The following is an 11916-nucleotide window of genomic DNA, read 5'->3' on the forward strand; positions in this document are numbered from 1 at the left end:
CGGCGTTCTAAATGCGTACAAACACCCCAAATCCACCCAAAGGAGGAACCATGTCAGACAACCGAAAATACTACTACCTCAAGCTGAAAGAGAATTACTTTGACGAGGACGCCATTGTGCTGCTGGAAAGTATGCAGGACGGTATCCTCTATTCCAACATCCTCTTGAAACTGTACCTGAAATCGCTGAAAAACGGCGGGAAGTTGCAGCTTGATGAAAATATCCCCTACACCGCGCAGATGATTGCCACCATTACCCGTCAGCAAGTCGGCACCGTAGAACGGGCCTTGCAGATTTTTATGAAGCTGGGGCTTGTGGAGCCGTTACAGAACGGCGCACTGTATATGAGCAACATTGAACTACTGATCGGCCAATCCTCTACCGAGGGGGAGCGAAAACGGCGGGCAAGGCTGGCTTTGCAGGAGCAGAAAGCCTTGCCAAAGGCCGGGGCGGACAAATGTCCACCATATCAAGCGGACATTTGTCCACCAGAGATAGAGATAGAGAAAGAGATAGAAAAAGAGAGAGAGCGAGAGTTAGATACGGGACAACCCGCCCGCGCCGCCTATGGCCGGTATGAAAATGTTTTTCTTTCGCAATCGGAACTGGACGGGCTGAAAGCAGACCTGCCCGGCAAATGGGACTATTACATTGACCGGCTATCCTGCCATATCGCGTCCAGCGGCAAGCGATACAAGAGCCATGCCGCCACCATCTACAAATGGGCGCAGGAGGACGCAACTAAGAAAGCCCCGAAAAAGGGCATACCAGACTACTCATGCAAGGAGGGCGAGAGTTTATGAAGAACGAAATCAACGCTGTTTTGGAGAATATGACGGCCACCACCCCGGAGCCGGAGGACTACACCGGCGAGGACGGTTTGCTGTACTGCGGCAAGTGCCGCAAGCCGAAAGAAGCCTATTTTGCGCCGGATAAGGCCGCTATCTTCGGGCGCGACCGCCACCCGGCAGAGTGCGACTGCCAGAAAACCGCCCGCGAGGAACGGGAAGCCGCCGAAAAGCGGCGCAGGCACCTTGACACCGTGGAAGAACTGAAACGCCGGGGCTTTACCGACCCCGCCATGCGGGACTGGACTTTCGAGAATGACAACGGCAGGAACCCGCAGGCCGGGCTTGCCCGCCGGTATGTGGAGCATTGGGAGGATATGCGGACAGACAATATCGGCTGCCTGTTCTGGGGCGGCGTAGGAACCGGGAAAAGCTACCTTGCGGGCTGTATCGCAAACGCCCTCATGGAGAAAGAAATCCCCGTCCACATGACGAACTTTGCCCTGATCCTCAATGACCTTGCCGCCAGCTTTGAGGGGCGCAACGAGTACATTTCCCGCCTTTGCCGCTATCCGCTGCTGATCCTTGACGACTTTGGCATGGAACGCGGCACCGACTACGGGCTGGAACAGGTTTTCAATGTGATTGACAGCCGTTACCGCAGCGGCAAGCCGCTGATCGTCACGACCAACCTCACGCTGGACGACCTGCGAAACCCGGAGGACACCGCCCATTCCCGGATTTATGACCGGCTGCTTTCCATGTGCGTCCCGGTACGCTTTACCGGCGACAACTTCCGGCAGGAAACCGCCAAGCGGAAAATGGAGAGCATGAAGAAACTGATTACCGACTGAAAGGAGTATTGCCTATGGCAGATAACAAGCAGCACGACACCCGCACCGCCCGCCGCCCCGACTGCGTGACGGAAATCCGCATGGGCAATTCCGTCCTTGTCGTGTCCGGCTATTTCAAGAAAGATACCACGACCACCGCCGCCGACAAAATGGCGCGGGTACTGGAAGCGGAAGCCGCTGCTACGCAAAAACCGGCAATTTGACCGACTGTAAAGAAGCAAATTTAACGCTTTTGCCGCTGTACAGCCCCCGCTGTTCCGTGGTACAATGAAACCACGGAATAGTGGGGCTGGCTGTCGGAAACGGAGGATTTTATGTTAAGACAAGCCACCCAAAACCTCATTACCGCCCTTTATCCGAGATTGTCCCATGAGGACGAGCTGCAAGGCGAGAGTAATTCCATATCGAACCAAAAAAGGATACTCGAAACCTACGCAAAACAGAACGGCTTTACCAATCTGCGCTGGTACACCGACGACGGTTATTCCGGCGCGAACTTCCAGCGGCCCGGATTTCAAGCCATGCTTGCGGACATTGAAGCCGGGAAAGTTGGTACGGTCATTGTCAAGGACATGAGCCGGTTAGGGCGAAACTACTTGCAGGTAGGGTTTTACACGGAAATGCTGTTCCCTCAAAAGGGCGTGCGTTTTATCGCTGTCAACGACAATGTGGACAGCGCAAACGGCGGCATGGACAATGATTTTACCCCTCTGCGAAATCTGTTCAACGAATGGCTGGTGAGAGATACGAGCAAGAAAATCAAGGCAGTTAAAAGAGCAAAAGGCATGAGCGGCAAGCCCGTTACCAGCAAGCCGGTGTATGGCTACCTCATGGACGAGGACGAGAACTATATCGTTGACGAGGAAACCGCGCCGGTTGTCCAGCAGATTTACCAGCTTTGCCTTGCGGGGAACGGCCCGACCAAGATTGCCCGTATGCTGACGGAACAGCAAATCCCCACGCCGGGGACGCTGGAATACCGCAGGACAGGCAGCACACGCCGCTACCACCCCGGCTATGAGTGTAAATGGGCGACGAACACCGTCGTTCATATCCTCGAAAACCGGGAGTACACCGGCTGTCTGGTAAACTTCAAGACGGAAAAGCCCTCTTACAAGACCAAGCACAGCGTAGAAAATCCCATTGAGAAGCAGGCCATTTTTGAGAACCACCATGAGCCGATTATTGACACGGAAACATGGGAGCGTGTGCAGGAGTTACGCAAGCAGCGCAAACGCCCGAACCGCTATGACGAAGTGGGGCTGTTCTCTGGTATGCTGTTCTGCGCCGACTGCGGCCATGTGATGTACCAGCAGCGGTATCAGAACAAGAACCGCAAGCAGGACTGTTACATCTGCGGCAGCTACAAGAAGCGCACCCGCGACTGTACGGCGCACTTTATCCGCACCGACCTGCTGACCGCCGGTGTCCTCTCCAATCTCCGGCAAGTGACGGAGTATGCTGCCAGGCACGAGAGCCGTTTTGTAAAGCTGCTGATCCAGCAGAACGAAATCGGCGGCAAGAGAAAGACCGCCGCAGCCACCAAGCAGCTTGAACAGGCGCAGGAGCGGATTGCCGAAGTGAGCCGCATTATCAAGCGGCTGTATGAGGACAATGTGAACGGCAAAATCAGCGACGAGCGTTTCATGGAACTGTCGGCAGACTATGAGCAGGAGCAGCGGGAACTGAAAGACCGCACCGCCGCATTGCAGGCGGAACTGGACAAGTCGCAGGCGGCCACCGTTAACGCCGAGAAATTCATGGGGATTGTCCGCAAGCACCTTGCCTTTGAGGAATTGACACCCACCCTCTTGCGGGAAATGATTGAGAAAATCGTCGTGCATGAGTGCAGCTATGACGAGAACGGCACCCGCAGGCAGGACATTGAGATTTATTACAGCTTTGTCGGCAAAATTGACTTGCCCGAAGCCTAACGCCCGACCTATCCGACACAATGGCCAAGTGCCGGATAGGAACGGCAAAATTTTTTACACTTCTATTACTTCTTTATCGCACATCAGCAAAGAGCCAGGGCATGAAACAGCTCATGGCGGGCGCGGGCGTCGCTATCGTCGGCATGGTGCTGGTGCCCCTGCTGTCCGGCCTGTTCACTGTCTAATCGAACCCGTTACCCGCTGAAATCCTCGCCCCCTCCCGCGCTCAGCGGGAGGGGCTGAAAGGAGGTTTGACACCGTATGGATTTCTTATTGGATGCCCTGACCAACTGGCTCAAAGAGATGCTGGTGGGCGGCATCATGGGAAACTTAACGGGGATGTTCGACAGCGTGAACCAGCAGGTCGCGGACATCGCTACCCAGGTGGGTCAGACCCCGCAGGGGTGGAACGGCAGCATTTTCAGCATGATCCAGAACCTCTCCAACTCCATCATGGTGCCGATTGCAGGCGTGATCCTGGCCATCGTGATGACGCTGGAGCTGATCCAGATGATAACCGACCGCAACAACCTGCATGATGTGGACACCTGGATGATCTTCAAATGGGTGTTCAAATCCGCCGCTGCGATTTTGCTTGTCACCAACACCTGGAACCTTGTCATGGGCGTGTTTGACATGGCCCAAAGTGTGGTGGCCCAGGCGTCCGGCATCATCGGTTCGGACGCATCTATCGACATCTCCTCGGTTATGACCGATATGGAGTCCCGGCTGATGGATATGGACCTGGGGCCGCTGTTCGGCCTGTGGTTCCAGTCGCTCTTTATCGGCATTACTATGTGGGCGCTGTATATCTGCATTTTTATCGTCATTTATGGCCGTATGATTGAGATTTACCTTGTCACGTCGGTGGCCCCCATCCCGATGGCGACCATGATGGGCAAGGAATGGGGCGGCATGGGCCAGAACTATCTGCGCAGCCTGCTGGCCCTGGGCTTTCAGGCGTTCCTCATTATCGTTTGTGTGGCGATCTACGCCGTGCTGGTGCAGAACATCGCCACCGAGGACGACGTTATCATGGCGATCTGGACCTGCGTGGGCTATACGGTTCTGCTGTGCTTTACTCTGTTTAAGACCGGCAGCCTGTCCAAAGCAGTATTTCAGGCGCACTGACCCAGGAAGGAGGAAGCTCAAAATGGCTTATGTACCCGTACCCAAAGACTTGTCCAAGGTCAAGACGAAAGTCGCATTCAACTTAACCAAGAGGCAGCTTGTCTGCTTCGGCAGCGGGGCGCTCATCGGCGTGCCGCTTTTCTTTTTGCTCCGGGGGCCTGCTGGCAACAGCGTGGCGGCCATGTGCATGATGCTCGTCATGCTGCCCTTCTTCATGCTGGCGATGTATGAGAAGCACGGCCAGCCCCTGGAAAAGATCGTCGGCAACATCCTCAAAGTGGCTGTCATCCGGCCCAGGCAGCGCCCGTATCGGACCAATAACTTCTACGCCGCGTTGGAGCGGCAGGCAAATCTCGATAAGGAGGTGTATGACATTGTTCGCGGCAAAGACAAAGCGGCAGGCCGAAAAGGCAGAGCCGCAGACTAAAACCCGGCGTAAGCTGACCCGCGCCGAACGCAAACAGATCGAGGCAGCGATTGCCCGTGCCAACCGCACGGACAAAAAAGAGCAGTCCGCCCAGGACAGCATCCCCTATGAACGGATGTGGCCGGACGGTATCTGTAAAGTGGCGGATGGCCGCTATACGAAAACCATCCAGTTCCAGGACATCAACTACCAGCTCAGCCAGAACGAGGACAAAGCTGCCATCTTCGAGGGCTGGTGCGATTTCCTCAACTACTTTGACAGCTCCATCCGGTTTCAGCTGTCCTTCTTGAACCTGGCAGCGTCCCAGGAGACTTTTGCCAACAGCATCACGATCCCGCCCCAGGGGGACGACTTCGACCCGATCCGGGTGGAATACACACAGATGCTGCAAAACCAGCTGGCGCGTGGCAATAACGGTCTTATCAAAACCAAGTACCTGACCTTTTCCATCGAGGCGGACAGTATCCGCACCGCCAAGCCCCGGCTGGAGCGCATCGAGACCGATGTGCTGAACAACTTCAAGCGGCTGGGCGTCGCCGCCGAGGTATTGGACGGCAAAGCCAGGCTGGCCCAGCTGCACGCCATTTTCCACATGGACGAGCAGGTTCCGTTCCAGTTCGAGTGGGAATGGCTGGCCCCGTCGGGCCTTTCCACCAAGGACTTCATCGCGCCGTCCGGCTTTGAGTTCCGTACCGGCAAGCAGTTCCGCATGGGCAGGAAGTATGGGGCGGTCAGCTTCGTGCAGATTCTGGCCCCGGAGCTGAATGACCGGATGCTGGCGGACTTCCTGGACATGGAAAGCAGCCTAATCGTGAACCTGCACATCCAGTCGGTGGACCAGGTGAAGGCCATCAAGACGGTGAAACGGAAAATCACCGACCTGGACCGCAGCAAAATCGAGGAACAGAAAAAGGCTGTCCGCGCCGGATATGACATGGATATAATCCCGTCCGATCTGGCAACTTACGGCAACGAGGCCAAGAAGCTGTTGCAGGACCTGCAATCCCGCAATGAGCGGATGTTCCTGGTGACGTTTCTGGTGCTGAACACAGCGGATACCCCCCGCCAGCTGGACAACAACATCTTCCAGGCCAGCTCCATCGCCCAGAAGCACAACTGCCAGCTGGTGCGGCTGGACTTCCAGCAAGAGGAAGGCTTGATGAGCAGCCTGCCGTTGGGGCTGAACCAGGTGGAAATTCAGCGTGGGCTGACTACCAGTTCCACGGCCATCTTCGTGCCGTTCACCACCCAGGAGCTGTTCCAGTCAGGCCGCGAGGCGCTGTATTACGGCATCAATGCTCTTTCCAACAACCTCATCATGGTGGATCGCAAGCTGCTGAAGAACCCCAACGGCCTGATTCTGGGCACGCCCGGTTCCGGCAAAAGTTTTTCGGCCAAGCGCGAGATTGCCAACTGTTTCCTGCTCACCAGCGATGATGTCATCATCTGTGACCCGGAGGCCGAGTACGCCCCGCTGGTGGAACGTCTGCACGGGCAGGTCATTAAGGTTTCGCCCACTTCCACCAACTATATCAACCCGATGGACTTGAACCTGGACTATTCGGACGATGAAAGCCCGCTGTCCCTCAAGTCCGATTTTATTTTGTCGCTGTGCGAGCTGATTGTGGGCGGTAAGGAAGGTTTGCAGCCGGTGCAGAAAACCATCATCGACCGCTGTGTGCGGCTGGTCTACCAGAACTATCTCAACGACCCCAGGCCGGAGAATATGCCGATTCTGGAGGATTTGTATGACCTGCTGCGCGCTCAGGACGAGAAGGAGGCCCAGTACATCGCCACGGCACTGGAAATCTACGTCACTGGTTCTTTGAATGTGTTCAATCACAGGTCCAACGTCAATGTGCATAACCGCATCGTCTGCTATGACATCAAAGAGCTGGGCAAACAGCTGAAGAAAATCGGGATGTTGGTTGTCCAGGATCAGGTGTGGAACCGTGTCACCATCAACCGGGCGGCCCACAAGTCCACCCGCTACTACATCGACGAGATGCACCTGCTCTTAAAAGAGGAACAGACCGCCGCTTATACGGTAGAGATCTGGAAGCGTTTTCGTAAATGGGGAGGAATCCCTACAGGTAAATGAATTTGTTCCGGGAAACGCTTGCGGAACAAATTTTGCCGTCCTGGCCGAAATCGGCGTGTAGGCCAGGAGTATGAACGCGGAAGAAATCGGGAAGGGGGCAGCGCCCTGATCCGAGTGGAAGGCCGGACACAAAAAGCCGGTCACACGCAACGCATAGAAACTGAACCTCCATTATTAGGAGAATATAATGTTTCCACGAGGCCGCGTTGCCAGCCGATACGGGGAAACCCGTGGCAAAAAGATATGCTATGCTGGGCGTGAATGGACACGCCGCTGAAAATGGGCGAAAGCTCCAGAGGAATGGATAAAAAGCCATTCGCTAATCACAATCAGATTACTCAGAACGTGAAGGATCTTCTTGCGTCCCGCGAGGTAGAGAACATCTTCGAGAACTCCGACTTCGTGTATATGCTCAACCAGGCGGGCGGTGACCGACAGATTCTCGCCAAACAGCTGGGCATTTCCCCGCACCAGCTGTCCTATGTGACCCATTCCGGCGAGGGCGAAGGGCTGCTGTTCTACGGTTCCACGATTTTGCCTTTCGTGGACCACTTCCCGAAAAACACCGAGCTGTACCGCATTATGACCACAAAACCACAGGAAATAAAGGAGGCCGATTGATTATGAAACCCGAAATTTTGAACAATGACCACATGATGTTTTTGGATCGGGCGTTGGAGACCCAGCGCACCGCACTGCTGACGGCGATGGCCGACGCGGTTGCCGAGTGCCGCACGGCGGCAGACCAGGCGGTGGAGTTGACCGAGACCGGCGAGATCGGCCTGCTGCGCTTGGTGGAGATTTTGTGCGCCGCCAAAGTCCAGCGGGGCCAGACCGGCGGGGCCGTGCTGGAAGGCACCGAAGTCCAGATTCTGGCGGATGCGCTGGCCCAGCTTTACGCCTGCCTGACCGAGTGCCGCTTTGTGGGGCCGATGGGGCTGGCGGCCTATGCGGAGCTTTCCGGCATGATGGCCTCCCTCATGCTGGGAGAATGGTTTGATTAAGGAACCGCGCCTGCGCTTCACGGAGGAAGAACAGGCGGACCCGGCATTGGGAAAGCCCGTCCGCAAGGCGGAAAAGGCCGCCGCCAAAGCGGACAAGGCGCAGGCAAAAATTCCAAAAAAGCAGGTCAAACGGACCGAGGTGGACCCCAAGACCGGCAAGGTCACAACCAAGCTGGTGTTGGAGGATAAGCCCCGGCCGCCCTCCAAGCTGTCCCATTCTCTGCGGGATGCGCCGGGCAATGCAGTGGCAGGCAAGATTCACCAGGAGATTCAGGAGTCCGAGGATGACAACGTGGGCGTGGAGAGCGCCCACAAGTCCGAGGAAGCCGTGGAGACTGGCGTGCATCTGGTCCAGGAGGGCTACCGCAGCCACAAGCTGAAACCCTACCGCAAGGCCGCCCAGGCCGAGCGACAGCTGGAAAAGGCCAACATCAATGCACTGTACCAGAAGTCGTTGCAGGACAATCCCCAGGCTGCGAGTAACCCGCTGTCCCGGTGGCAGCAGAAGCAGCAGATCAAAAAGCAGTACGCCGCTGCCAAACGGGCCGCACAGTCCGGCGGGACCGCCGCTGGTGCCGCCCAGAAATCCGGCAAGGCGGCCAAAACGGTCAAAGAAAAGGCCCAGCAGGCCGGTGCCTATGTGATGCAGCACAAGAAAGGCTTCATCATGGTGCTGGCGATTTTCCTGCTGATCTGCCTGCTGCTCAACACTATGTCCTCCTGCTCCATGATGGCGCAGAGCATCGGTTCGATGATTTCCGGCACCACCTACCCTTCGGATGACCCGGAACTGGTGGCGGTGGAGGCGGACTATGCAGCCAAGGAGGCCGCGCTGCAAGCCGAGATCGACAACATCGAGAGCAGCCATCCCGGCTATGACGAGTACCGCTATGACCTGGATATGATCGGCCACGACCCCCACGAGCTGGCGGCCTACCTGTCTGCCGTCTTGCAGGGCTACACGCGAGCAAGCGCCCAGGCGGAGCTGGAACGCATCTTCAATGCCCAGTACCGGCTGACGCTGACCGAGGAAGTGGAGGTGCGCTACCGCACCGAGACCCGGACCGACAGTGAGGGCAACGAGTATGACGTTGAGGTGCCCTATAACTACTACATCTTAAATGTGACCCTCACCAGCAAGCCCATATCCTCTGTGGCTTCGGAGTTGTTGACGCCGGATCAGCTGGAGATGTATCAGGTGTACCGGCAGACGCTGGGCAACAAGCCGCTGATCTTCGGCGGTGGTTCCGTCGACACCAGCGACTCCGAGAGCTTGGCCGGTGTGGAGTTTGTGAACGGAACACGGCCCGGCAATCAGGCGGTGGTGGACATCGCCAAAAGCCAGGTGGGCAATGTGGGCGGCCAGCCCTACTGGAGCTGGTACGGATTTACCTCCCGTGTGGAGTGGTGCGCCTGCTTCGTCTCCTGGTGTTACGGCCAGATGGGGTTATCCGAACCTCGCTTTGCCGCCTGTCAGTCCCAGGGCGTCCCCTGGTTCCAGTCGCACGGTCAGTGGGGTGCGCGGGGATATGAAAACATCGCTCCCGGCGACGCCATCTTCTTTGACTGGGATTTGGACGGGTCCGCCGACCATGTGGGCATCGTGGTGGGCACCGACGGCAGCCGCGTCTACACCGTGGAGGGCAACAGCGGCGACGCCTGCAAGATTAAAAGCTACTCGCTGACTTATGAGTGCATCAAGGGCTACGGCCTGATGAACTGGTGATTTTTTCGGAGGTATAAAACTGAATATTGTATCTTTTGGGGGCGGCACGAACAGTGCCGCCCTTTTGGTTGGGCTTCATCAGCATGAGATTCCCGTTGACCTCATCACCTTTGCGGACACCGGGGCGGAGCATCCACATACCTACCGCTTTCTGGAAATCATGAACCGGTGGCTGCAAGAACACAGGATGCCACACATTACGGTGGTGAAGAATGTAGACCGCAGTGGCAACCGGCTAACCCTGGAAACGGAGTGCCTGCGTTCGGGGACGCTGCCCTCCATCGCCTACGGCTTCAAGCGGTGCTCGCAGAAGCACAAAATCGGCCCGCAGGAAAAGTTCTGCAACCACCATCCGCAATGCCGCGCCGTGTGGCAGGCGGGCGAACGGGTCACGCGGTTCATTGGCTACGACGCCGGGGAGCAGAAACGGTACGAACATTCCAAAAAGTACAATGAAGCGGACAAAAAGTATAAGAACCGCTATCCGCTGATTGAGGACTGGCACTGGACGCGGGACGATTGTATCCGGGCAATCCAGGAGGCTGGTCTGCCTCTGCCCGGTAAATCGTCCTGCTTTTTCTGCCCCAGCATGAAGCGGGACGAAGTAGAAGCCCTGAAACGGCAACACCCCGACCTGTACCGTCGGGCGCTTGCCATTGAGGAAAACGCAATGCCCCATCTCAAGACCGTCAAGGGATTGGGGCGCAACTACGCTTGGAAAGAGCGATATGGAATGGAGTGATTGACTATGGCTAAGAACAAAATCGAGCGCATCGACCAGGAGATCGCCAAAACCCGCGAGAAAATCGCGGAGCAGCAGGAAAAGCTGAAGGCCCTGGAAGCGCAGAAAACTGAAGCGGAAAATCTGGAGATTGTCCAGATGGTGCGCGCCCTGCGCATGACCCCGGCCCAGTTGAACGCCCTGCTGGCTGGCGGAATGGTGCCCGGCCAGGAAGCGATTCCCGCCAATTCCGAACAGGAGGACATGACCCATGAAGAATAAGAAGATTTTCAGAACCCTTGCCGCCCTTTGCACCTCTCTGGTGCTGATGGGCGGCTTTTCTGTGACCGCCTTTGCCCAAGGCACGGACCCCGCGCCGACGGCCACACCGGAAGCTGATGCCACCAATGACAGCAATGTGGTGGTGGAGGAAACCGAGGACAGCCCGCCGCTGACCCCGGAGGGCAACGCCGCCCTGGTGGATGACTTTGGCGGCAACAAGCAGCTCATCACAGTCACCACCAAGGCGGGCAACTACTTCTACATCCTCATTGACCGTGCCAACGAGGACAAGGAGACCGCCGTCCACTTCTTAAACCAGGTGGATGAGGCCGATCTGGAGGCACTGATGGAGGACGGCCAGACCACAGAGGAAACCCCTGCCGTCTGCAACTGTACGGAGAAGTGTGCGGCGGGCGCAGTGAATACGGCTTGTCCGGTCTGCGCCGTGGATATGGCTGGATGCACGGGTCAGGAGCCGGAACCTACGCCCACCCCGGAGACGGAGGCTGAGCCGGAAACCGAACCGGCGGGGCTGAATCCGGCGTTTTTGCTGGTGGTGCTGGCCGCGCTGGGTGGCATCGGTGCGCTGGTCTACTTCAAATTCATCAAGCAGAAGCCCAAGACCAAGGGCAGCGATAACTTAGATGATTACGATTATGGCGCAGATGAAGAACTCCCGGAGGATGAGACCTGGGAGACCGAGCCGGAGGAAGCCGACGGGGGCGGCGATGAAGAAAGCGAGAACCCGGTCAAATGACCCGGTTCACCGACAGCCCCTTTGAACCCATGATGATGCGCAGGCCGGAGGGCGGGAAGGCAGTTTCCCGTCCTCCCTCTTTATCTCCCGGCCACCCCTGCTATGGCTGTGGAAACTACCGCCCCGGCCAGCCCTGCGTGGGATTCTGCCACAAGGAGCTGACCGCATGGCTGCGCGAAAGGAGGAGACAG

General features: G+C 57.0%; 12 protein-coding genes and 2 pseudogenes. All 14 read left to right on the forward strand.

Translation table 11 applies throughout. The features are described 5' to 3' along the window. Positions 1-50 precede the first annotated feature (50 nt). Positions 51-803 carry a phage replisome organizer N-terminal domain-containing protein gene (locus tag C1A13_RS02000; RefSeq protein WP_074754406.1) on the forward strand — a complete coding sequence of 251 codons (753 nt, stop codon included), beginning with the start codon at positions 51-53 and terminating at the stop codon, positions 801-803. Then, positions 800-1642, forward strand: coding sequence for an ATP-binding protein (locus C1A13_RS02005; protein WP_074754404.1), 843 nt, complete (start codon positions 800-802; stop codon positions 1640-1642). Before C1A13_RS02000 ends, C1A13_RS02005 begins: the two co-directional genes overlap by 4 nt. A gap of 14 nt (positions 1643-1656) precedes the next feature. Further along, positions 1657-1845, forward strand: coding sequence for a transposon-encoded TnpW family protein (locus C1A13_RS02010; protein WP_020995296.1), 189 nt, complete (start codon positions 1657-1659; stop codon positions 1843-1845). 111 nt (positions 1846-1956) lie between these two features. Beyond that, positions 1957-3576, forward strand: coding sequence for a recombinase family protein (locus tag C1A13_RS02015; protein ID WP_074754402.1), 1620 nt, complete (start codon positions 1957-1959; stop codon positions 3574-3576). A gap of 86 nt (positions 3577-3662) precedes the next feature. Next, positions 3663-3761, forward strand: a pseudogene (locus C1A13_RS15225) (Maff2 family mobile element protein); the annotation flags it as partial. A gap of 76 nt (positions 3762-3837) precedes the next feature. Further along, positions 3838-4707, forward strand: coding sequence for a VirB6/TrbL-like conjugal transfer protein, CD1112 family (locus tag C1A13_RS02025; protein ID WP_087291320.1), 870 nt, complete (start codon positions 3838-3840; stop codon positions 4705-4707). Between the two features lie 22 nt (positions 4708-4729). Then, a complete protein-coding gene (locus tag C1A13_RS02030) occupies positions 4730-5134 on the forward strand; it encodes a PrgI family protein (protein ID WP_087291318.1) in 405 nt (134 codons plus the stop codon). Further along, positions 5076-7229, forward strand: a pseudogene (locus C1A13_RS02035) (VirB4-like conjugal transfer ATPase, CD1110 family); the annotation flags it as partial. The gene C1A13_RS02030 and the pseudogene C1A13_RS02035, both read left to right, overlap by 59 nt. A 267-nt stretch (positions 7230-7496) precedes the next feature. After that, complete coding sequence (locus C1A13_RS02040) at positions 7497-7856, forward strand: conjugal transfer protein TraE (RefSeq protein ID WP_418428023.1); 360 nt, start codon at positions 7497-7499, stop codon at positions 7854-7856. Continuing rightward, positions 7856-8239 carry a DUF3851 family protein gene (locus C1A13_RS02045; protein WP_437177256.1) on the forward strand — a complete coding sequence of 128 codons (384 nt, stop codon included), beginning with the start codon at positions 7856-7858 and terminating at the stop codon, positions 8237-8239. The genes C1A13_RS02040 and C1A13_RS02045 overlap by 1 nt, the downstream gene beginning before the upstream one ends. Further along, on the forward strand, positions 8232-9965 hold the full coding sequence (locus C1A13_RS02050) for a C40 family peptidase (RefSeq protein ID WP_071429824.1): 1734 nt from the start codon (positions 8232-8234) through the stop codon (positions 9963-9965). Before C1A13_RS02045 ends, C1A13_RS02050 begins: the two co-directional genes overlap by 8 nt. 64 nt (positions 9966-10029) lie before the next feature. Further along, entirely contained in the window at positions 10030-10707 is a 678-nt protein-coding gene (locus C1A13_RS02055) for a phosphoadenosine phosphosulfate reductase (RefSeq protein ID WP_437177254.1), read from the forward strand. A 6-nt stretch (positions 10708-10713) separates the two neighbouring features. After that, complete coding sequence (locus tag C1A13_RS02060; protein WP_071429828.1) at positions 10714-10968, forward strand: DUF4315 family protein; 255 nt, start codon at positions 10714-10716, stop codon at positions 10966-10968. Beyond that, entirely contained in the window at positions 10958-11725 is a 768-nt protein-coding gene (locus tag C1A13_RS02065; RefSeq protein ID WP_071429830.1) for a DUF4366 domain-containing protein, read from the forward strand. The genes C1A13_RS02060 and C1A13_RS02065 overlap by 11 nt, the downstream gene beginning before the upstream one ends. The last annotated feature ends 191 nt before the right edge of the window (positions 11726-11916 follow it).

This window comes from Anaerotruncus massiliensis (ex Togo et al. 2026), from assembly GCF_900199635.1.
Lineage (GTDB): Bacteria > Bacillota > Clostridia > Oscillospirales > Ruminococcaceae > Anaerotruncus > Anaerotruncus massiliensis.